General features: G+C 36.1%; 33 protein-coding genes. 32 read left to right on the top strand and 1 reads right to left on the bottom strand.

Features of this window, described 5'->3' with window-relative positions; genetic code table 11:
- The first annotated feature begins 1 nt into the window (after position 1).
- The 24 genes from rpmC (at position 2) to AC106S_RS21030 (ending at position 13,307) form a co-directional block, all read left to right on the top strand.
- Positions 2–187, top strand: coding sequence for a 50S ribosomal protein L29 (rpmC, locus tag AC106S_RS21145; protein WP_482441753.1), 186 nt, complete (start codon positions 2–4; stop codon positions 185–187).
- 12 nt (positions 188–199) lie between these two features.
- Positions 200–454, top strand: a complete 255-nt coding sequence (rpsQ, locus tag AC106S_RS21140; protein WP_002661338.1) for a 30S ribosomal protein S17 — start codon at positions 200–202, stop codon at positions 452–454.
- Between the two features lie 2 nt (positions 455–456).
- On the top strand, positions 457–825 hold the full coding sequence (gene rplN / locus AC106S_RS21135) for a 50S ribosomal protein L14 (RefSeq protein ID WP_007839504.1): 369 nt from the start codon (positions 457–459) through the stop codon (positions 823–825).
- Positions 826–846: 21 nt separating this feature from the next.
- On the top strand, positions 847–1,173 hold the full coding sequence (rplX, locus tag AC106S_RS21130) for a 50S ribosomal protein L24 (protein WP_482441752.1): 327 nt from the start codon (positions 847–849) through the stop codon (positions 1,171–1,173).
- Positions 1,174–1,186: 13 nt separating this feature from the next.
- Positions 1,187–1,738 carry a 50S ribosomal protein L5 gene (rplE, locus tag AC106S_RS21125; protein WP_482441750.1) on the top strand — a complete coding sequence of 184 codons (552 nt, stop codon included), beginning with the start codon at positions 1,187–1,189 and terminating at the stop codon, positions 1,736–1,738.
- A 3-nt stretch (positions 1,739–1,741) separates the two neighbouring features.
- Entirely contained in the window at positions 1,742–2,011 is a 270-nt protein-coding gene (gene rpsN, locus AC106S_RS21120; protein ID WP_002983233.1) for a 30S ribosomal protein S14, read from the top strand.
- A gap of 145 nt (positions 2,012–2,156) precedes the next feature.
- Positions 2,157–2,555 carry a 30S ribosomal protein S8 gene (gene rpsH, locus AC106S_RS21115; RefSeq protein ID WP_115956713.1) on the top strand — a complete coding sequence of 133 codons (399 nt, stop codon included), beginning with the start codon at positions 2,157–2,159 and terminating at the stop codon, positions 2,553–2,555.
- Between the two features lie 17 nt (positions 2,556–2,572).
- Entirely contained in the window at positions 2,573–3,118 is a 546-nt protein-coding gene (gene rplF / locus AC106S_RS21110; protein WP_110008552.1) for a 50S ribosomal protein L6, read from the top strand.
- A 15-nt stretch (positions 3,119–3,133) separates the two neighbouring features.
- Positions 3,134–3,487 carry a 50S ribosomal protein L18 gene (gene rplR, locus AC106S_RS21105; protein WP_482441748.1) on the top strand — a complete coding sequence of 118 codons (354 nt, stop codon included), beginning with the start codon at positions 3,134–3,136 and terminating at the stop codon, positions 3,485–3,487.
- A 19-nt stretch (positions 3,488–3,506) separates the two neighbouring features.
- A complete protein-coding gene (gene rpsE, locus AC106S_RS21100) occupies positions 3,507–4,028 on the top strand; it encodes a 30S ribosomal protein S5 (RefSeq protein ID WP_034703137.1) in 522 nt (173 codons plus the stop codon).
- A gap of 11 nt (positions 4,029–4,039) precedes the next feature.
- Positions 4,040–4,216 (top strand): 50S ribosomal protein L30, encoded by a 177-nt coding sequence (gene rpmD, locus AC106S_RS21095; protein WP_029297759.1) that lies wholly within the window; start codon positions 4,040–4,042, stop codon positions 4,214–4,216.
- A 21-nt stretch (positions 4,217–4,237) separates the two neighbouring features.
- Positions 4,238–4,687 carry a 50S ribosomal protein L15 gene (rplO, locus tag AC106S_RS21090; RefSeq protein WP_482441746.1) on the top strand — a complete coding sequence of 150 codons (450 nt, stop codon included), beginning with the start codon at positions 4,238–4,240 and terminating at the stop codon, positions 4,685–4,687.
- A gap of 9 nt (positions 4,688–4,696) precedes the next feature.
- Positions 4,697–6,076: a preprotein translocase subunit SecY gene (secY, locus tag AC106S_RS21085; protein WP_309427757.1), complete on the top strand. Its 1,380-nt coding sequence runs from the start codon at positions 4,697–4,699 to the stop codon at positions 6,074–6,076.
- Positions 6,077–6,079: 3 nt separating this feature from the next.
- The gene (gene infA, locus AC106S_RS21080) at positions 6,080–6,295 is read left to right on the top strand and encodes a translation initiation factor IF-1 (protein WP_034684855.1); all 216 of its coding nucleotides are present in this window, start codon (positions 6,080–6,082) and stop codon (positions 6,293–6,295) included.
- Between the two features lie 64 nt (positions 6,296–6,359).
- A complete protein-coding gene (gene rpmJ, locus AC106S_RS21075) occupies positions 6,360–6,476 on the top strand; it encodes a 50S ribosomal protein L36 (RefSeq protein WP_007839480.1) in 117 nt (38 codons plus the stop codon).
- Positions 6,477–6,485: 9 nt separating this feature from the next.
- The gene (gene rpsM, locus AC106S_RS21070; protein WP_002983260.1) at positions 6,486–6,863 is read left to right on the top strand and encodes a 30S ribosomal protein S13; all 378 of its coding nucleotides are present in this window, start codon (positions 6,486–6,488) and stop codon (positions 6,861–6,863) included.
- Between the two features lie 12 nt (positions 6,864–6,875).
- Positions 6,876–7,265: a 30S ribosomal protein S11 gene (rpsK, locus tag AC106S_RS21065; protein ID WP_002983263.1), complete on the top strand. Its 390-nt coding sequence runs from the start codon at positions 6,876–6,878 to the stop codon at positions 7,263–7,265.
- Between the two features lie 19 nt (positions 7,266–7,284).
- On the top strand, positions 7,285–7,893 hold the full coding sequence (gene rpsD, locus AC106S_RS21060) for a 30S ribosomal protein S4 (protein WP_482441744.1): 609 nt from the start codon (positions 7,285–7,287) through the stop codon (positions 7,891–7,893).
- A 33-nt stretch (positions 7,894–7,926) separates the two neighbouring features.
- Complete coding sequence (locus AC106S_RS21055; RefSeq protein ID WP_045491108.1) at positions 7,927–8,922, top strand: DNA-directed RNA polymerase subunit alpha; 996 nt, start codon at positions 7,927–7,929, stop codon at positions 8,920–8,922.
- Between the two features lie 6 nt (positions 8,923–8,928).
- Positions 8,929–9,456: a 50S ribosomal protein L17 gene (rplQ, locus tag AC106S_RS21050; protein WP_482441743.1), complete on the top strand. Its 528-nt coding sequence runs from the start codon at positions 8,929–8,931 to the stop codon at positions 9,454–9,456.
- A gap of 198 nt (positions 9,457–9,654) precedes the next feature.
- Positions 9,655–10,947 (top strand): TlpA family protein disulfide reductase, encoded by a 1,293-nt coding sequence (locus AC106S_RS21045; RefSeq protein WP_482441741.1) that lies wholly within the window; start codon positions 9,655–9,657, stop codon positions 10,945–10,947.
- 96 nt (positions 10,948–11,043) lie between these two features.
- Complete coding sequence (locus AC106S_RS21040; protein WP_482441739.1) at positions 11,044–11,868, top strand: N-acetylmuramoyl-L-alanine amidase; 825 nt, start codon at positions 11,044–11,046, stop codon at positions 11,866–11,868.
- Between the two features lie 359 nt (positions 11,869–12,227).
- Positions 12,228–12,437: a hypothetical protein gene (locus AC106S_RS21035; protein WP_482441737.1), complete on the top strand. Its 210-nt coding sequence runs from the start codon at positions 12,228–12,230 to the stop codon at positions 12,435–12,437.
- A 57-nt stretch (positions 12,438–12,494) separates the two neighbouring features.
- Entirely contained in the window at positions 12,495–13,307 is an 813-nt protein-coding gene (locus AC106S_RS21030; protein WP_482441735.1) for a GLPGLI family protein, read from the top strand.
- 47 nt (positions 13,308–13,354) lie between these two features.
- Here AC106S_RS21030 and AC106S_RS21025 read toward each other — a convergent pair whose 3' ends face one another.
- Positions 13,355–13,789 (bottom strand): hypothetical protein, encoded by a 435-nt coding sequence (locus AC106S_RS21025; protein ID WP_482441733.1) that lies wholly within the window; start codon positions 13,787–13,789, stop codon positions 13,355–13,357.
- Positions 13,790–13,967: 178 nt separating this feature from the next.
- Here AC106S_RS21025 and AC106S_RS21020 point away from each other — a divergent pair, with 178 nt between their 5' ends.
- From AC106S_RS21020 to AC106S_RS20985, 8 genes are all read left to right on the top strand, one after another.
- Positions 13,968–14,600 (top strand): response regulator, encoded by a 633-nt coding sequence (locus tag AC106S_RS21020; RefSeq protein ID WP_482441731.1) that lies wholly within the window; start codon positions 13,968–13,970, stop codon positions 14,598–14,600.
- Between the two features lie 6 nt (positions 14,601–14,606).
- A complete protein-coding gene (locus tag AC106S_RS21015) occupies positions 14,607–15,566 on the top strand; it encodes a hypothetical protein (RefSeq protein WP_482441729.1) in 960 nt (319 codons plus the stop codon).
- A 4-nt stretch (positions 15,567–15,570) separates the two neighbouring features.
- Positions 15,571–16,209, top strand: a complete 639-nt coding sequence (locus tag AC106S_RS21010; protein WP_482441727.1) for a hypothetical protein — start codon at positions 15,571–15,573, stop codon at positions 16,207–16,209.
- Positions 16,206–17,000, top strand: coding sequence for a sensor histidine kinase (locus AC106S_RS21005; RefSeq protein WP_482441725.1), 795 nt, complete (start codon positions 16,206–16,208; stop codon positions 16,998–17,000). The genes AC106S_RS21010 and AC106S_RS21005 overlap by 4 nt, the downstream gene beginning before the upstream one ends.
- A 24-nt stretch (positions 17,001–17,024) precedes the next feature.
- The gene (locus AC106S_RS21000) at positions 17,025–17,630 is read left to right on the top strand and encodes a hypothetical protein (RefSeq protein ID WP_482441723.1); all 606 of its coding nucleotides are present in this window, start codon (positions 17,025–17,027) and stop codon (positions 17,628–17,630) included.
- Positions 17,631–17,815: 185 nt separating this feature from the next.
- Positions 17,816–18,862, top strand: a complete 1,047-nt coding sequence (locus AC106S_RS20995; RefSeq protein ID WP_482441721.1) for a YEATS-associated helix-containing protein — start codon at positions 17,816–17,818, stop codon at positions 18,860–18,862.
- Positions 18,863–19,061: 199 nt separating this feature from the next.
- A complete protein-coding gene (gene eno, locus AC106S_RS20990) occupies positions 19,062–20,354 on the top strand; it encodes a phosphopyruvate hydratase (RefSeq protein ID WP_482441719.1) in 1,293 nt (430 codons plus the stop codon).
- A gap of 81 nt (positions 20,355–20,435) precedes the next feature.
- On the top strand, positions 20,436–21,722 hold the full coding sequence (locus tag AC106S_RS20985; protein ID WP_482441717.1) for a citrate synthase: 1,287 nt from the start codon (positions 20,436–20,438) through the stop codon (positions 21,720–21,722).
- The last annotated feature ends 122 nt before the right edge of the window (positions 21,723–21,844 follow it).

Genomic DNA, 21,844 nt, shown 5'->3' with positions numbered 1-21,844 from the left:
AATGAAACAAGCTGATATTAAAAATTTAAGCGCAGGGGATATTCAGGCAAAACTTGCTGAACTGAAAGCTCAATATTCAAAACTGAAATTGGCTCACAAAATCAGCCCAATTGAAAACCCGATCCAAATCAGAGATTTGAGAAAATCAATCGCGAGACTAAACACTGAGTTAACTAACAAACAATAATTTCATTTTACAATGGAAAGAAATTTAAGAAAAGAAAGAATTGGAGTTGTTTCCAGCAATAAAATGGAAAAGACCATTGTTGTTAGTGAAACGATGAGAATGAAACACCCGATGTACGGTAAATTCGTATTAAAGACGAAAAAATATACTGCACACGACGAGAACAACGAATGCAACGAAGGAGATACAGTTCTTATCCAGGAAACTAGACCTTTGAGCAAGAACAAAAGATGGAGATTAGTAAGAATCATTGAAAAAGCTAAGTAATAATGTTACAAACAGAATCAAGATTAAAAGTTGCTGATAACACAGGTGCAAAAGAAGTACTTGTCATCAGAGTTCTGGGAGGAACCAGAAGAAGATATGCTTCAGTTGGTGATAAAATCGTTGTTACTATCAAGGATTCTACACCATCAGGAAACGCTAAAAAAGGTCAGGTATCTAAAGCTGTAGTAGTAAGAACTAAAAAAGCAGTTAGAAGAAAAGATGGTTCATACATCAAATTCGAAGACAATGCTTGTGTATTACTGAACGCAGCGGGAGAAATGAGAGGAACACGTGTTTTCGGACCGGTTGCTCGTGAGTTGAGAGACAAAGAATATATGAAAATCATTTCATTAGCTCCTGAAGTACTTTAATTTTTAAAATTTTTTAAAGAAATGTCAAAGTTAAAAATAAAAAGAGGAGATAACGTAATCGTAACTACCGGTAAGAAAGGTCTTAAAGGTGGTACAGGTGAAGTTATTGAAGTGATCAAAAAAGAAGGAAAAGACCCAAGAGTTGTTGTAGCAGGACTTAACATCGTTAAAAAACACGTTAAGCCTTCAGCTTCAAATCCTCAGGGAGGAATCGTTGAAAGAGAAGCTTCTATTCATATCTCAAACGTAGCTTTAGTTGGAAAAGACGGAAAAGCGATCAAAATCGGTTACAAAATCGAGGGAGATAAGAAAGTAAGAATCAATAAGAAAACGGGTGAAACTTTATAATTTGAATTAACACATGGAATTTATAGCAAGACCCAAAAAAGCATATAAAGAGAAAATTGTTCCTGCAATGATGGAAGAATTTGGGTACAAGTCAATCATGCAAGTACCTAGATTAGAGAAAATCGTTATATCACAAGGTTTAGGTGATGCAACTGCAGACAAGAAAATTATTGATTATGCTGTAGAAGAATTAACAATGATTACTGGCCAGAAAGCAGTAGGTACTATTTCTAAGAAAGACGAAGCGGCTTTCAAACTGAGAAAAGGTATGCCGGTAGGTGCTAAAGTAACTTTGAGAGCTCAAAGAATGTATGAATTCTTAGACAGACTTACTTCTTCTGCTTTACCACGTATCAGAGATTTCTCCGGTATCAAGGCAGATGGTTTCGATGGTAGAGGTAACTACAACTTAGGTATTACTGAGCAGATTATCTTCCCTGAAATCGTAATTGACAAAGTGAAAAAAATCCAGGGGATGGACATCACTTTCGTTACAACTGCGAAAACAGATAAAGAAGCTAAAGCATTATTAACTCACTTCGGTTTACCATTTAAAAAGAACTAAGAAATGGCTAAAGAATCAATGAAAGCGCGTGAGCGCAAAAGAGAAGCACTAGTTGCTAAATACGCTGCTAAAAGACAAGCTCTTAAAGAAGCTGGTGATTATGAAGGACTTCAGAAATTACCTAAAAATGCTTCCCCTGTAAGATTACACAACAGATGTAAACTGACAGGTAGACCAAGAGGGTACATGAGAACGTTCGGTATTTCCAGAGTAACTTTCAGAGAAATGGCAAACAACGGTCTTATCCCAGGAGTAAGAAAAGCCAGTTGGTAATCATTACAAATTAAAACCGGGACAATTAAGTTGTCAGGATACTAAAGATAAAAAATATCAGACCGAAGATTTCTGAAGTCTGATATTTTACTCTTCAAGTCTTTTCAATACTGATTGTTCTTTAACCAATAATTATAAAAGAAAAATGGTAACAGATCCAATTTCAGATTTCCTAACAAGAGTAAGGAACGCACAAAGCGCAGGCCACAAAGTGGTGGAAATTCCTGCATCGAAAATCAAAAAGGAGATTACTAAGATCTTATTTGATCAGGGGTATATCTTAAACTTCAAGTTTGAAGATAACGCCGTTCAGGGTTCGATCAAAATCGCTTTAAAGTATGATAAGCAAACCAATAAACCGGCTATCAAGTCTATTCAGAGAGCTTCTAGACCAGGTTTGAGACAGTACAAAGGTTCAGCTGAACTTCCAAGAGTACTAAACGGTTTGGGTATAGCTATCATCTCTACTTCTAAAGGAGTAATGACTGATAAGAAAGCTAGAGAAGAAAAAGTAGGCGGTGAAGTAATCTGCTATGTTTATTAATTTTTAATCAGAGGAAAATGTCAAGAATTGGTAAAGCAATTATAACAATTCCAGCTGGAGTTACCATCACTGAAAACAACGGTGTAGTAACTGTAAAAGGAGCTAAAGGAGAACTTTCTCAGGAGCTTACAGCAGGAATTACTATAGAACAGAAAGATGGTGAACTGAACGTAAACAGACCATCTGATTCTAAACAACACAAAGCACTTCACGGTCTGTACAGAGCGTTAATCAACAACATGATTGTTGGGGTAAGTGCTGGTTTCGAAAAGAAACTTGAATTAGTAGGAGTAGGATACAGAGCTTCACACGCAGGTCAAAAACTTGAGTTGGCTTTAGGATTCTCTCACGGTATCGTATTGGAACTTCCAAGCGAAGTAAAAGTGGATACATTGACTGAAAAAGGTAAAAACCCAATTATTACTTTAACGTCTCACGACAACCAACTTCTAGGGATGGTAGCTGCAAAGATCCGTTCTTTCAGAAAGCCTGAGCCTTACAAAGGAAAAGGTGTAAGATTCGTAGGAGAAATTGTTAGACGTAAAGCTGGTAAATCTGCTTAATAAATTATAAGTATTATGGCATTAAGTAAATTAGAAAAAAGAATAAGAATCAAAAGAAGAGTAAGAGGAAAAATCTCTGGTTCTTCTGAATTGCCAAGATTATCTGTATACAAAAGTAATAAGGAAATTTACGCTCAGTTAATCGACGATAAAGAAGGTAAAACTTTAGCATCTGCTTCTTCAAGAGAGAAAGGTGTTGACGCTAAAGGAACTAAAACTGAAGTTTCTGTTGCAGTAGGTAAAGCTATCGCTGCTAAAGCTCTTGCTGCAGGAATTGAAAGTATTGTATTTGACAGAAACGGTTTCGTTTACCACGGTAGAGTAAAAGCTCTGGCTGATGGAGCGAGAGAAGGAGGACTTAAATTCTAATCATTAAATTTCGGAAAATATGTTAGGACTAGATAATATAGAAAGAGTAAAACCGGGAGGATTAGAATTAAAAGATCGTCTCGTAGCTGTTAACAGAGTAACAAAAGTAACTAAAGGAGGTAGAGCTTTCGGATTTTCTGCTATCGTGGTAGTAGGTAATGAAGACGGAGTAATCGGTCACGGTCTTGGAAAATCTAAAGAAGTAGCTTCTGCAATCGCTAAAGCTGTTGAAGATGCTAAGAAAAACCTTGTGAAAGTTCCGGTAATGAACCACACTATTCCTCACCAGACTACAGCAAGATACGGAGGTGCAGATATCTTCTTAAGACCTGCTTCTCACGGTACAGGGCTTATCGCCGGTGGTGCGGTAAGAGCGGTATTGGAATCTGCTGGTATTCACGATATCCTTTCAAAATCTAAAGGATCTTCTAACCCTCACAACGTGGTGAAAGCTACTTTCAAAGCGTTATTGGATATCAGAAGACCTGAAGAGATCGCTAGAATGAGAGGAGTTTCTCTAAGTAAAGTGTTTAACGGTTAATAATTAAAACAATGGCAACAATCAAAGTAAAGCAAGTAAGAAGCGCTATTGGAAGAACAAAAACCCAAAAGAGAACGCTTGAAGCATTAGGATTAAAAAAACTTCACCAAGTTGTAGAACATGAAGCTACTCCTTCCATCTTAGGAATGATCGCTGCAGTGAGCCACTTACTTGAAGTTCAAAAATAATTTTAAAAAAGAGAAATTAAAATGAATTTAAATAACATAAAACCTGCTGCAGGATCTACTTTCAACTCAAAAAGAATTGGTAGAGGACAGGGTACCGGAAAAGGAGGTACTTCAACAAAAGGTCACAAAGGTCAGAAATCCAGAGCCGGTTATTCTCAGAAAATCGGTTTCGAAGGTGGACAGATGCCTTTACAAAGAAGATTACCGAAATTCGGATTCAAAAACGTAAACAGAAAAGAGTTTAAAGGAGTGAACCTTGATACGATCCAAACTTTAATCGAGAACAAATCCATCACCGGAGATATCACGAAAGAAGTTTTAGTAGCAAACGGTATCGTTTCTAAAAACGACTTAGTGAAAATTATGGGTAGAGGAGAATTGAAATCTGCGGTTTCAATCTCTGCTGACAAATTCACTAAATCTGCTGAAGAGCTTATTGCCAAAGCAGGTGGAAAAGCAATTACCTTATAATACTTACTAATGAAAGAATTTATACAAACCCTAAAAAATATTTGGAGCCTAAAAGAATTAAGAGAAAAAATTCTCTTTACGTTAGGTATTATCCTTGTGTATAGATTCGCATCTTATATCTCACTTCCTGCAATTAACCTTGCAGAGGTGGGAGATCTCTTAGAGCATTATAAAAATCAAGGCGGTAACAAGCAAGGAGCAGGTCTCCTTGGCTTGCTTTCGTCGTTTACGGGGGGAGCTTTCAGCCACGCTTCCGTAATGGCGTTGGGTATCATGCCTTATATTTCTGCTTCTATTATTGTTCAGTTGATGGGAATGGCAATTCCTTATCTTCAGAAGCTTCAGAAAGATGGAGAGTCAGGTAGAAATACATTGAATCAGATTACAAGATGGTTAACGATTGGAGTTTGTCTCGTACAGGCACCTTCATACCTAACCTCTATTACTCAATTATTCTTACCGTATGCTCAGTTCCAGTCTGCATATTATGTAGAGCCTAATTCAATCATGTTCTGGTTGCCAAGTATCGTTATCCTGGTTGCCGGTTCAGTATTTGCAATGTGGCTTGGTGAAAAGATTACCGATAAAGGAATCGGAAACGGTATCTCTATCCTTATTATGGTGGGGATCCTTTCAAGATTACCTGAGGCATTCGTACAGGAGATGGCCGTGCAGAACGGAAAAGGAGGAATGGGATCTATCATGATCCTTATTGAAGTATTATTCTGGATGTTGGTAGTTCTTTTAGCAGTAATCCTATCGGTTGCTGTTAGAAAAATTCCGATTCAGTATGTAAGCAGAGCTCAAGCAAGAGGAGGTGTAAACAGAAATCTTATGCAGGGAGCAAGACAATGGATCCCGTTGAAAGTGAATGCTGCTGGTGTAATGCCGATTATCTTTGCTCAGGCATTGATGTTCGTACCAGGATTATTAACGAAATTCGATGAGTCCAATACTTTTCTTGCAGGTTTCAAGAATGTTTTTAGCTGGCAGTACAACGTATTGTTTGCGCTATTAATTATTATCTTCTCATTTTTCTATACTGCGATTACTATTCCGGTAAACCAGATGGCTGATGATTTGAAGAGAAACGGAGGTTTAGTACCGAAAGTAAGACCCGGTAAAGAGACCGCTGACTATTTAGATGATATTTTATCAAAAATTACCTTGCCAGGTGCAATTTTTTTATCTATCTTTGCAGTCCTTCCGGCAATTGTGCATGGAAGCTTTGTTCAGACAGACGCGTTTGCCCTGTTTTTCGGGGGAACATCACTATTAATTATGGTGGGAGTAATTTTAGATACAGTTCAACAGATTAATACATATCTGCTGAACCATCACTATGATGGCTTAATGCAGTCTAAATTGTCAAGAACGACTGGATATTAATTTATGGCAAAACAAAAACATATTGAACAAGACGGCGTTATAACGGAAGCTCTTTCGAACGCCCAGTTCCGTGTAGAGCTGGAAAACGGGCATATTCTTATTGCTCATATCTCCGGCAAAATGAGAATGCATTATATTAAACTTTTACCTGGAGACAAGGTAAAACTAGAAATGTCTCCCTATGATTTAACCAAAGGGAGAATCACTTTTAGATATTAAAAAAACAATCGCCAAATGGAATATTTGTTCCATTTGGCTCTTGTTGAAAAATAAATACTATCAAATGAAAGTTAGAGCATCAATTAAAAAAAGAAGTGCTGACTGCAAAATCGTACGCAGAAAAGGTGTACTGTTTGTAATCAACAAAAAGAACCCAAAATTTAAACAAAGACAAGGCTAACATTAAATTATGGCGAGAATTGCAGGTATTGATTTACCAAAAAACAAAAGAGGTGTTATCGGTTTAACTTACATCTACGGAGTAGGAAGAAGTACTTCTTCTGAAATCCTTAAAGCTGCCGGTATCAGCGAAGACAAGAAAGTCAACGAATGGAATGACGATGAATTGGCTGCAATCAGAACCTATATCTCTGAAAACGTAAAAGTAGAAGGAGAATTGAGATCTGAAGTGCAATTGAACATCAAGAGATTGATGGACATAGGATGCCAACGAGGAATACGTCACAGACTAGGATTACCTTTAAGAGGCCAGAGAACGAAAAACAACTCTAGAACACGTAAAGGGAAGAGAAAAACTGTTGCTAACAAGAAAAAAGCTAGTAAATAATCGTTAGGAATTATGGCAAAACAAACTAAAGTAGTTAAAAAAAGAAAAGTAAAAGTTGAAGCTATTGGTGAAGCACATATTCAGGCTTCTTTCAATAACATCATCATTTCTTTAACAAATAAAAACGGAGAGGTTATCTCTTGGGCTTCTGCCGGTAAAATGGGTTTCAGAGGTTCTAAAAAGAATACTCCATTTGCTGCTCAGATGGCAGCTGAAAATTGCTCTGCTGTAGCTCACGAAGCTGGTTTAAGAAGAGTGAAGGTGTTTGTGAAAGGTCCGGGAGCAGGTAGAGAATCTGCTATCAGATCTATCCACAATTCAGGAATTGAAGTTAGCGAAATCATTGACGTGACTCCTATGCCACACAATGGATGTAGACCACCAAAAAGAAGAAGAGTTTAATTTTTAGAATTTACCCATTATGGCAAGATATATTGGACCTAAAACTAAGATTGCTAGAAAGTTTGGTGCTGCAATCTACGGAGATGACAAAAACTTCGAAAAAAGAAAAAACCAACCGCCAGGACAACACGGTCCTAACAAAAGAAGAGGTGCTAAAAAATCAGAATACGCAGTTCAGCTGGCTGAAAAACAAAAAGCTAAATATACTTACGGTATCTTAGAAAGACAGTTCGCTAACTTATTCGAAAAAGCACACAGAAGCAAAGGTGTAACAGGGGAAGTTCTATTACAACTTTGCGAATCTAGACTGGACAACGTAGTATACAGATTAGGTTTTGCTAAAACAAGATCTGCTGCTAGACAATTAGTTTCTCACAGACACATCACTGTGAACGGAGAAATTCTTAACATCCCTTCGTATTTGGTAAAAGCTGGTGATGTAATCGCGGTAAGAGAAAAATCTAAATCTCTTGAAGTGGTTACCAATGCATTAGCTTCTAAAGCAAATTATGAGTGGTTACAATTCAACGATGAGAAGAAAGAAGGTACCTTCATTTCTGCTCCTGAAAGAATCCAGATTCCGGAAGACATCAAGGAGAACCTTATCGTCGAACTTTACTCTAAATAATTTTTTAATCAAATTTTTGCTCAACCCAATAATATGGCAATTTTACAATTCATAAAACCCGATAAAGTAATTTTACTTAACTCTGATGAATTTAAAGGTCAATTTGAATTCAGACCTTTAGAACCAGGTTTCGGGCTTACAATCGGTAATGCTTTGAGAAGAGTGTTGCTTTCTTCTCTGGAAGGATACGCTATTTCATCTATCAAAATAGAAGGTGTAGAGCACGAATTTTCAACTATTCCAGGAGTAATCGAAGACGTTACTGAAATCATTCTTAACCTTAAGCAGGTAAGATTAAAAGCTTCAGCAGAAGGCCAGGCTAACGAGCAGGTTGTTGCTAAAGTTTCAGGTCAGACGGTTATTACTGCTGGGGATTTAGGAAAGTCTATCAACGGATTCGAGGTGCTGAACCCGGATCTTGTGATCTGCAACCTAAATACTGATGTAACTTTCGAAATTACTTTCAATATTGAAAAAGGTAGAGGGTATGTTCCTTCTGAACAAAATAAGTCAAACAATGCTCCCGTAGGAACTATTGCTATCGACTCTATTTTCACGCCGATCAAGAAAGTACAATACAGCATTGAAAATTATCGTGTAGAGCAAAAAACAGACTACGAAAAACTTGTATTAGATATAGAAACTGACGGGTCTATCAGCCCTCAGAATGCTTTAACTGAAGCTTCCAAGATATTAATTTATCACTTCATGCTGTTCTCTGATGAGAGAATCACGCTTGAAACTGAAGCCGTAAAAGCATCTATCCAATATGACGAAGAAACTCTTCACACAAGACAATTACTTAAGTCTAAATTAGCAGATATGGATCTTTCCGTAAGAGCCCTTAACTGTCTGAAAGCAGCTGAAGTAGAAACTCTTGGAGAACTGGTTTCTTACAGTAAGTCTGATTTGATGAAATTCAGAAATTTTGGTAAAAAATCTTTGACAGAACTAGAAGAATTAGTGCATTCAAAAGGTCTTAACTTCGGTTTCGACGTTGCAAAATATAAGTTAGACGCTGATAAATAATTAATAATGAGACACGGTAAAAAATTCAATCACTTAGGAAGAACAGCTTCTCACAGAAGTGCTTTACTTTCTAATATGGCTTGTTCTCTAATTGAGCATAAAAGAATCAACACTACTGTTGCTAAAGCTAAAGCTTTAAGAGTATATGTTGAGCCTCTATTAACAAAAGCAAAAGAAGATACTACACACAACAGAAGAGTAGTATTCTCTTACCTTCAAAATAAATTTGCGGTTGCTGAATTATTCAGAACTGTAGCTCCTAAAATCGCTGAAAGAAACGGTGGTTATACAAGAATCATCAAGACAGGATTCAGACCAGGTGATGCTGCTGATACTGCTCTTATCGAATTAGTAGATTTCAACGAGCTTTACAACCCTAATGCTGAAGAGAAAAAGACTACAAGAAGAAGCAGAAGATCTACAACTGCTAAAAAAGCTGAAGCAGTAGTTGCTGAAGCTCCGGCAGTAGAAGAGAAAGTTGAAGAGCCTAAGGCTGAAGCAGCTGACTCTGCTGAAGAGAAAACTGAAGAATAATATTCATTCAGAGATCAGTAAAAAACCATCCGAATTCCGGATGGTTTTTTTATTGCCATCATTCATCGGTAAGATTGTTTATATTAGAGAAACTTATTTCTTACCATGAATAATCAAAACAATAGGATAAAAATTACAGAAATCCTGCTTTTTTGTATTGCCGTCTTTTTAATTTTCAGAAGCAATACAGGAAGATCTGTGTCGGATAGAATAATCTGCTGTCAGGATTCTGTAAATATAAAAATTGACGTCCGGTTTATAGATAACGGGACCTTTACTTTAAATACATTAGAAAAACACAGGGCTGCAAACATTTTTATTTCTCCGCGAAAAAAGAATGATATACCCGTAAGCAAAAATGCAGTGTATTCAAAGCCCACAGTATTTGAATCGTACCGGCTGGTAAAAGAAAGTACGCTCATCAAAAGGTTTATCTGTTTTGATAAAGATCTTCTCTCCTTTGATTTCTCTCCTGACAAAACAGCTTACACAGGCAATCCGAAAAATGATATTTTAAATCTGCTGATAAAACATGATAACGATTTAGGCCTTTATACAGAAAATGATTACAGCAGTTACTTCTCAGAAATGGAATCTGAGCATAAAGACAGAATGGATCTGCTGAAAAATTATGAACAGTTGTTCAGTAATGAGGAGCTGATTGTTCTGAAAAATTATCTGCTTTCCTATTTTTATTCCCGTATTTTCTATATCGATTATTCAAAAGTGAATATTTCTTTACTGGGCAGTACACTTGATGGGTATCAGGAGAAGCTGCTCAAAGATTACCGGAATATTACCTCCGTCAATAGTCTTACAGATAAAAGAATAATGTACGGACTTCTGAAATATTCCGGGGCAAAGAAAAAGCTTTTCCCAAAAAATGATCTGGAACTGCTCCCTTACTTAGACCCGTCACTGTATAAAACAGAATCGCTGGACGGTTTTATACTGGATTATCTGGATACATCAGACCAAATTTCAGAGAAAAGGATAGCTATGGAAAAAGCAAAACCCTATATGCTCCACCCGGAATTCTTCAGTAAGATGTTTAAAAAGACCGATCCTAAGATAGAGGCTTCAGTTTTTTTCAGATCAGATCTTAGGAAGATAAATTTTAAAGATCTGATCAGAACAGATAAAGACCTTGTTGTGATAGATGTCTGGGCCAGCTGGTGCGTTCCGTGCATAGAAGAGTTTCCGGCTCTCGTTAAAATGAAGGAAAAGTACGGCCAAAAGGTTGAATTTGTATCTGTCAGTATAGACAAAGACAAAGAGAAATGGAAAAAGGCTGCTGAAAAATATAATCTGGATACGAAACATTCCGCTGTAATTGACAATTTTGAAACCAGTGCTTTTATTTCCGGATTTAAGATCGGCGGAATTCCGAGATTTATTCTGTTGAATAATAAAAATGAAATTCTTTCAGAATATTTTAACAGACCTTCTGATGAGTATTTCGAGAAATTCCTGAACGAAAATTTAAAATAACAAAAACCGTTTGTGATGTACGGTTTAAATACCCCTAAAGTGTAATTGACTGATAATTTAAAATAAAGGAACTTTAATCATCTAAAAATACCGATCATGAAAGTTATCAAAGACAAATTATCGAAAACAGTTTCAGGAGACAGCATCAGCTTTACAGATACCCCAAACAAAGGAGGGAACATCATTCCTGAATATATCATTATACACTTTACTGCCGGAAGAGGGGCAGACAGTTCCGTAAGCTGGTTCAAGGATCCGGCCGCTAAAGCTTCCGCACATCTGGTTATAGACCGGGAAGGGAAGATTACCCAGATGGTAGAGTTTAACAGGAAAGCATGGCACGCAGGGAAAAGCCGCTGGGCGGAACGCTCAGGTTTTAATGATTTTTCCATAGGAATCGAACTGGATAATCCCGGAAGACTTACCAATGTGAACGACAGGTTCTATGCCTGGTTCGGAAAAGAATACCCGAAAGAATTTGTAGTCAGGGCAAAACATAAGCACGAAGAAAACGATTCCTACTGGCATAATTTTACAGAAAAACAGATGGATTCCTGCTTCCGGGTCTGTAAACTGCTGATGGAAACCTATAACATTAAGGATATCCTGGGGCATGATGACATTGCACCTTTCAGGAAAAATGATCCCGGACCTGCATTCCCGATGGAAAGTTTCAGAGCAAAATTATTGGGAAGAGAGGATGATACCGCAGACATCTATATGGTAACAGCAGATCTTGTCAACATAAGAAAAGGAGCCGGAACCGAATATGATTCCATGATGAAGCTTAAAAAAGGTACTCAGGTGGAGTTTATCAAAAGTAAGCTGGGCTGGTTCTACGTCTATGTCTTACTGAAGCCGGTAAACGGGGAAGAACCTGTATATGGCTGGATCAACAGCGACCTGCTGAAGAAAGCATAATTTACATACAGACATAAACAGAAGTCCCTCAATGAAAATTGGGGGACTTCGCTGTTGCTATATCTTGGTTCTCTTCAGTTCAATCACGTTATTGCTTTATTCAAGATGAAGGCTGAATAATATCTGTTCGGATATTAATGAAAAATTATTCAGATTATAGATTATTTTTTTGATAAAAGGCTTTAAAAATTTAATTGTCAAAAATAAAATTGGCTAAAATTTTCATATTATTTTTGTTTAATTTTTAAATTAAAAGGCTTTTTTATAATTGATATATTTTTACTTGTTTTATTTTCACACTATGCTAATTTAGGATAGAATTATACAAAATTATTTAATAATTAAAAAGCAAAAACATTATGAAAAAATTACTATTCACATGCGCAGTTATAATAGGAACTCTTGTTAGCGCTTTTCCATTTAGAAGTTCTTGCGGAACAGTTTTTCAAATTAACGATCAATGGGCATCGAACGTTACAATATCATATTTAGAAACAGCATTAAAAGAGCTTAATGCTAATGCTTGTGGAGTATATCCATCAAAAATTATTTTCTACTATTCAAATTAGTCGTAAAGACATATAAAAATTCGGGCTATTTTGACAACAAAATAGCTTTTCTACATTATGAAAAAAAGGATATTATTTTTACTTTTTCCACTTTATATTTTTATGGGGAAAGCCCAGAAAAGTTTTTCCATGGAATATGTAGCTGCCTATACATTAGAGTATAAAAATATAAATGCTCCTAATGCGAAAAGCGAACTCACTACTTTTATTTTGTTGATGAACGATAAAGAATCTTATTTTAAAAGTATGAATGTATATGTTGGAGATTCTTTAAAGTATTATAAAAAGCTTAAAGAAACAGGAGACACTTATACTGATTTGAAAACTTTTTCTAATTATATGAGCGAATACCCAGAAAATATAGGAGTTACTTCCGGAAAGATATATGTAACAACACCTGTTACCACAGCAAATGTTTCTTATGAAGAACCGAATAACATAGAATGGAAATTGATTAATGAGTTTAAGATCATTGGAAATGCAAAATGTCAGAAAGCAATTACGACCAAATATGGAAGAAACTGGATTGCATATTTTAATCCACGTATTCCATTAAACTTTGGTCCTTATAAATTCAATAAACTTCCGGGTCTTATTATAGAACTCTATGATGAAAAAAACAATTTTCATTACAAATTATACAGATTTAAAAAGCGAAAAGATTTTTGCCCGTTTGCTAATTCATACAAAAATGTTAAGCCTTCAAAAAAAGAAAACGTTTATCAATGGAGAAAAAATTCATTTCTGAAAACGGATTATTCGGAAATTTTGGATAAATCAACAACAGATCCGGAAACCATCCGGCAGCTCAATCAAAAATCAAGAAAAATGTATGATCAGTACAATCCTATAGAGCTTAGCCCAAACTAAATAAAAAAGTCCGTTTCACAAACTGTAAAACGGATTTATTCTTACTTCTATATCTTGGTTCTCTTCAGTTCAATGATATTATTGCCTTGTTCAAGATGAAGGCTGTCTCCTTTTACTCTGGCCGTCATATCATCTTTTTTATAGATGGTCTCTCCATCCTTTGTTTCCGATTTAGGAAGGGTGAATGTCTTTTTATTGCTGGTTATCGCTACCGTGCTTTCTTTAGGATCATTTTTGAAGACTACTTTTACGAGAGTTCCGTCTGTCGCTTTATAGACGAAATCTGTTTTCTCAGTTTTCTGACCGTTTACCTCTGTTGTGGAAGAACTCTGCGTTAGCGAATCAATCTTCCCGTTATTATCGGTAATTACAGTTTCAGAACTGTCTGTTTTGATGATACTCTTGTTTCCGCTTTCGCTTTTTTTGCAGCCCGTTAATGATAATGCAGCTGCTGAAACTGCTATTAAAAGCCCTTTTTTCATGATATTTTATTTTTTAATGGTTCAGTATGATTTGTTTTAGAATTGTAACCAAAAATTGATTAAATTTAATAGAAACAAAAAACAAACCAACAACCATGGATTCAGGCCTTAAAATTACACAAAAGTGTAATTGACTCCACTTTGTTTTCTGCTGAAATTTGTCTTAAACAAAAAAACAATGAGCATCTCAATAGCCATAGTAGAAGACGAAAAAAACTACAACAACGCGTTGAAGAAGGTCATCAATTACCAGGATGACATGAAAGTGACCGCCCAGTTTTTTGATGGAAACGAGGCCCTGAAAAATCTCTCCAGTATTTCTCCGGATGTAGTGATGATGGATATTCAGCTTCAGGATATGCTCGGTATCGAAATTATTGAGAAACTGAAAAAAGATATGCCCAATACCCGGTTTATCATGTGTACCAGCTTTGAAGATGATGAAAAAATCTTCAATTCCCTGAAAGCAGGTGCCATGGGTTACCTGATCAAAGGAGAAAGCATGGACAAGATCCTTTCCTCCATCCGGGATGTCTATAATGGCGGTGCACCCATGAGTTTCTCCATTGCCAGAAGAGTATTAAGCCACTTTGAAAAAAAGCTTCCCGAAATTAAAGGCTTCGATGAACTTACCACACGTGAAAAAGAAATACTGGAACTTCTTTCACAGGGCTTACTATACAAAGAGATTGCCGATAAAAAATGCATCAGTACAGATACCGTAAAAAAACACGTAGGAAACATCTACCGTAAACTGCACGTCAGCAATAAAGTAGAGGCCATTAATAAATTTAACCAATTTAAAAACTGAAAGATTATGAAGACAATTTTAAGCAAAAATCTATTATGGATATTACTGTTATTTTTAGGAATTATAAGTTGTAAAAAAACAGATGTAATTAATAAGCCGGACACAAATCGAACAGAAATTGCCGGTGAAAGCAATGATTCGATAAAAATAGGAAACAAATTAGAGATTATAAATGATCCTACTAAATCTATTCCTGCGGCCGATGTTAATCTAAAGTTTGGAAATGAATTGATTGCCAAATTTCAGACTGGTCTTTCAGTACATTTTAAAAATGAAAATAATATCATTAAGAAAAAAGTTGAATATTTTAATTCATATAGACTAGATCCTAAAACATTACAATTTTTTTTCGAAAATAATAAAAATGTTTTAGGTTCAGAAGGATTGAGGTTTACACTTGTAGAAATTAATAAATCTAACTATAATAATATTATTGATTATAGTAATCTTTCAAGTAATGATAATGATACTTGTCTTTATATTATAATTTCTTATGCACATCCTAGTCATCAATCGTATAAAGTAGATGAGAATTATATATCATTTAATTTGAAATCAGGAACAAACCCTATAAAATTAAAAGATAGTGACTTTAAAAAAATATTATTAGAATTTAAAAAAAGTTCAATGAAAGTATTTGATAATTATTATTGTAGGATTGATGATGAGCTAAATTTAAGTTCTAATACTCGATCGATTATTTATTACTGGAAAGATTTGGAAGAACTGATGAAAAAATCTGAAAGTTCAAACTCAATTGATTTTCAATTTGCAGAAATTATTGATGTGGAGGGATTTTTAACAAGAAACCCAACATTACTCGTGGGAAAAGAGGATTTATATAGAAAGTTTTTTAAAGGTAGAAATGATCAATTAACATTACTAGGTAAGATTAATTTTGATATTATTTCTAAAAAAAAGCAGCCAAGCATAGGCTATTTTGATATGGGAGATCTAAGACCTTAAAAGAATGATTATTGGCATAGCCTATAAAATTGTATTGTTGTTAGTAACAATGAAATCATATATTTTGAGCAGGAAAGTAAGTTTACCTGCTCAAAATTATTTGTTTATTTATTTACTCATCTCTTTCCTAGTTGAAATAACTTCTTTTTTAATGTATATAATTCATCCGCAATCTAAAAACGGATTGTTGTATAACTTATATAATGTTTTTTCTGTTTCGTTTTTTTGTTTTTATTTTTCACAAGTTTTAAAATATAGATTGAAAAAAATTACGTTTTTAACAACGATTATTTCTCTCCTTTACATTTTACTTCTTACCCATTTTCTAGATTTTGATTTTGATAAAAATATAGGCATCACAATTTTATTATTTTATATAATAAATTCACTTTTATGGTTTTATCAAAAAATATTTTTTTTTGACGAATATAAAATTACTGATGATCCAACATTTTGGATTTCTACGGCTTTGTTAATGTGGAGCTGCTTTTTTCTTTTTAGAGTTACTCCAATGTTTTATTTTGCAAAAGAAGACGATGAATTTCTTCAGTTTTTAAGAACAGGACAAAATATTATTAATATTGTAATGTACATAATGTTTTATATCGCGTTAACAAAATATGAAAAGAAACTAAAATCATGACGCATGTTCAAGATGAAATAAAATTAGCTTACATTATTGCAATTTCAATAATGATGATTTTTGTTTTATTTGTTATTTTCGTTGTGTTAATGTATAATAAAAGACAATTAATACATCTTAGAGAAAAACAACTCAAAGAATCTGAATATCAAAACCAGCTCCTCCAGAAAGAGCTTGAAAAACAAAAATCCATAGAGAAAGAAAGGCAACGTATTTCCCACGACATGCATGACGATCTCGGAGCGGGAATCTCAGCATTAAAACTCCAGGCAGAATTCCTTAAACAGAAAGCAGATGATGAAGATCTTCAGAACGATATCAATGAGCTCCTGAAAACCTCGGAAGAAATGAACCTCTCTATGCGGGAAATGTTGTGGAGCCTGAACTCGGGTAACGATACGCTCGGAAACTTTATAGACTATGCCGTACAGTATACAGACAGTTTTCTGAAAAAAACCAAAATAAAACTGTGGACAGAAAGCATAGACGTGATCGCAGACACTCCGATTTCTACGGAATTGAGACGCAACATGTTTCTATGCCTGAAAGAAGCGGTAAATAATGCCTATAAGCACAGCCGGGCAGACAGGCTTAAACTCTCTTTTTGTCAGGATAAAAATTTCTTCCTGATGAATATAGAAGACAACGGAACGGGAATTCCGGAAGAACATTCCGAAGGAAACGGGCTCCGGAATATGAAGCGCAGAATGCAGGAGCAGGAAGGAGAGTGTCAGATGATCAGCTCTGAATCAGGGACCCATCTGGTTTTCAGAATTTTATTATATATTTAAATATAGAACCTAAAAACAAATAATATGGAAGCACAAGTAGTATTGAATGATTTGAATAATCATAAAATAAGCACAGAGCTGATGACAAAAATGAGAAATGCATTCTTAGAATCGGATTTAGCGCAGAATGAGAGACTCAATAAGCATTTCTCTCTGTCTCCGGAGTGTCTTAAATTTATTCAGTCACAGAAAGAAGGCAGGGAACTTATTTTAGAGATATCCGAAATCAAAGGAGAATTAGAACTCTTGGTAAGTCTGGACAGAGAATCAGAGATAAGGTATAACTTATTCAATGTAGCAGTTCCGGGAGAAATACAGAACAAAGAATATCATACTTATAAAAATGATTTCGAAAAGAATAGTGCGGTGATATTAGATAATTTTATCTCTGAAAAAACTCAGGGATTGAAAAAGAGAAATACAAGAAAAATTTTTCTCCCTAAAGATCTTTTTATGAATGATGCTCAGATCATTTTATTGCCCGCGTTCGTCACTCTTTTTGATATGGGAGATGAATACGAATTAAAATATTTCCAGCAGCTTACCTATGTCATCAATATAAAACCTAATAATAGCTGGGACCCGGAAGAGTGGTTTGACAGAAATGGGTTATGCCCTCCGGGCTGTTAATATTTTCCGGAATTCAATGTGATAATTAAAACTATAACCGCATCATTTCATCAAAGTGATGCGGTTTTTATCTTCAGAATCACCCTTTTGTGTTATTGACATGGAACCTTTTTAAATGGAAATTTGAGTAAACCAAACTAAAGCATGGAAACTCCATGCCGGGATAAACTTTAAAAACCAATACCATGGATTTGTTGTGTATCATTTTGATAATGGCCCTGACCGGTGTTTTAGGAGGTGTCGTGAATTATTATTCGGATGCCAATAAGCAGACTGAAAGCGGATCTTCAGGCAAACTGAGATCAAAAGGAATATGTATCCTTTTTGGAATTGCCGCCACTATCCTTGTCCCCTTATTTCTCAAATTTGCAGAAAGTAAACTTCTTGATGAGATCAGGGTCTCAGACTGGATTTTAAAATGTGAAAAAACAACAGTTGGCAGTACTCAAGCAAAACCCGCTGCTCATATCCGGCCAAAACAGGATTCATTACAGTCCGGCCCTCTGATTGCAGAACCGGTGACTTCCAAAAACAATCCAAAACCTGAACAGCCTCAGACCGCTTCGGGAGAGAAAAATTCTTTAGCTTCGGATTACCTTCTCTGGGCAGCTTATTGCCTCCTTGCAGCATGTGCGGGTATGAGATTCATTGATCTTCTGATGTCACGGGTAATTTCTAAAGAGTATATAAAACAGGCAGAAACTACAATTAATGAACAGAATAAAGAGATCAAAGATCTGAAGAAAGAGTCGGCAGTTGCCGAGAATAATTATAAGATAAGTGAGCCTCTCCAGCTTCAGGTGGCATCACAGGCCAGCGTGCTGAAGAGTGGGATAAGCCCGGAAGAACAAAGTAAAATGATGCTTTCCCTGCTTCCGCCGGTTACCCATGCCAACGATCCGCAGAAAGGAAGGTTCGGAGGAAAGAGCACTGTCAACGGGAAAACACTCAGCGTTGAGTATGATTCATACATTATACCGGGATTCCTCAATCTGACGATTAAAGTTGCTGCCGGTGAAGGAGAACTCACCAGTGATGTTTACCTGTTCCTGCACAATTCTTTTGCCAAATCCATTATCCGTCTTGAGGGCTACGGAAAAAAAGAAGTGGAATATAAAATCCCTTCTTACGGTGCATTTACAATAGGAGCCATTGTGGATAACGGAAATACCCTTCTGGAGCTTGATATTGCAGAGCTTGAAAACTTTCCTGAAAAATTCAGAAACAGATAGAACCACAGCCAATTTTTAAAACCTTCAGACTCTCCAATATTCCTCAATATTGGAGAGTTTTTATTTTTTGAAAGACTTTGATTAACATAATATTAAAATTAACTAAAATTTAACTTGGATACAACTGATAAAATACTTTAAGGGTACCTCAGAAAAGTCAAAAAATGATTAAATTTGTAGGAACTATAAAAAATAAAAAATGAGTGCAATTTCTTTCATAGAAGCGAGACAAATTCTGGATTCCAGAGGTAATCCTACCATTGAAGTAGATGTATTTACAGAAAGCGGTGCCATGGGGCGCGCAGCAGTTCCTTCAGGAGCGTCTACCGGTGAACACGAAGCCGTAGAATTACGCGACGGAGGTCCTGAATACATGGGAAAAGGAGTTCTGAAGGCAGTTGAAAACGTAAGAGAGATAATTGCAGAAAACCTTATCGGGCAGCCTGTTTTTGAACAGAATTTTATCGATAAGATCATGATCGATCTTGACGGAACTGCCAATAAAGGGAATCTTGGTGCCAATGCCATTTTAGGAGTTTCTTTAGCGGTTGCAAGAGCTGCTGCTGCTGAACTGGGAATGCCTTTATATAAATATGTGGGAGGAGTAAATGCCAATACGCTTCCTGTTCCTATGATGAATGTTATCAATGGTGGGTCGCATTCAGATGCACCTATCGCATTCCAGGAATTTATGATCATGCCGGTAAAAGCAGATTCTTTCTCTCACGCACTGAGAAAAGGAACTGAAATTTTCCACAATCTGAAATCTATTCTTCATTCAAGAGGTTTATCCACAGCCGTAGGTGATGAAGGAGGTTTTGCTCCAACTTTCAAAGGAACCGAAGATGCTCTGGATACTTTGCTTCAGGCTATCGAAAAAGCAGGATATAAACCTGGTGATGATATTATGCTGGCATTAGACTGTGCTGCTTCAGAATTCTATAAAGACGGAGTTTATGATTACCGAAAATTCCAGACTGCTGATGCCGCTCAGTTCTCAAGCAGTGAGCAGGTTTCTTACCTTGCTGAGCTGGCTGCCAAATACCCTATCATCTCTATTGAAGACGGTATGCAGGAAAATGACTGGGAAGGATGGAAAATGCTTACCGATAAAATCGGAGACAGAGTACAGCTTGTAGGGGACGATTTATTCGTAACCAATGTTGAGAGATTGTCAAGAGGAGTAAAAGAAGGTATTGCCAATTCAATCCTTGTAAAAGTAAACCAGATCGGTTCTCTTTCCGAAACAATGGCTGCTGTACAAATGGCTCAGAACAACAAGTTCACTTCCGTAATGTCTCACAGATCAGGAGAAACTGAAGACTCTACCATTGCAGATCTTGCAGTAGCTATGAACTGCGGACAGATCAAAACAGGTTCTGCTTCAAGATCAGACAGAATGGCAAAATACAACCAGCTTTTAAGAATCGAAGAAGCATTGGGGGATACTGCAATTTTCCCGGGTTTAGAAGCATTTAAAGTAAAAAGATAATTGAATTTATAAATAACGGCAAGCGATAATTTTTGTTTGCCGTATTTTATGGAAAGTAGTATATTTAAAAAAAAATAAATAATGTCAGACAACAAAGTAATATTGAATTACGCAGGTAATTCATATGAATATCCTATCGTGGATAGCACTATCGGAGACAGAGGGATTGATATTTCAAAATTAAGAGACCAGACAGGTTTGATCACTCTGGATTTAGGATACAAAAATACCGGAGCTACTATTAGCGATATCACTTATCTGGACGGAGATAAAGGAGAATTATTTTACAGAGGATATCCAATCGAACAGATTGCTGAAAAATCCAACTTTACAGAAGTAATGTACCTTTTATTACACGGTGAATTACCTACTGCCGATCAGTTTACTTCTTTCGAAAACAACATTAAAAAATATAACTTCGTAGCAGAGGAGATGAAAAAAATCATCGATGCTTTCCCTCGTTCTGCTCACCCTATGGGAGTTTTATCTTCTTTAACTTCCGCTTTAACGGCATTCAACCCGAAAGCTGTTAACGTAAACTCCAAAGAAGAAATGGATCACGCTGCCGAGCTGATGATCGCTAAATTCTCTCACCTTTGTGCATGGACTTACAGAAAAACATTAGGTTTACCGCTTAACCACGGAGATAACAGCCTTAACTATGTAGAAAACTTCTACAAAATGGCTTTCAGATTACCTAACGAGGAATTTGAAATTGATCCGGTAGTAGTAGGAGCACTTGATAAACTGTTAATCCTTCACGCAGATCACGAACAAAACTGTTCTACCTCCACCGTAAGAATGGTAGGTTCTGCTCATACAGGTCTTTTCGCGTCTGTCTCTGCAGGGGTTTCTGCACTTTGGGGACCACTTCACGGTGGAGCCAACCAGGCCGTAATCGAAATGCTTGAGCTTATCGAAAAAGATGGAGGAGATGTAAACAAATGGGTAGCAAAAGCTAAAGATAAAAACGATAACTTCCGTCTGATGGGCTTCGGACACAGAGTTTACAAAAACTTCGACCCAAGAGCAAAAATCATCAAAAAAGCTGCTGACGATATCCTTAACGCACTTGGAATTCAGGATAAAGCTCTTGATATTGCAATGCAGTTGGAAAAAGTTGCCCTTGAAGATGACTACTTCGTAGAAAGAAAACTATACCCGAACGTAGACTTCTACTCAGGAATCATTTACAGAGCATTAGGAATTCCTACCGAAATGTTTACTGTAATGTTTGCATTAGGAAGACTTCCGGGATGGATCTCTCAGTGGAAAGAAATGAGACTGAAAGGAGACCCGATCGGAAGACCGAGACAGGTTTACCAGGGTGCTCAGAAAAGAGACTATATCGATATTACAAACAGATAATCACTGTTTTTATCATAATTCAGAATCCCGAAGCTTGCTTTGGGATTTTTTATTTGGTTATTACCAAACATGATAAGTCATTTAAAAAAATAAAACCTGCTTGTTTGATCAGGCAGGCTTTT

This window comes from Chryseobacterium sp. FR054 (assembly GCF_056844565.1).
This window is presented reverse-complemented; position numbering and strand designations above follow the sequence as displayed.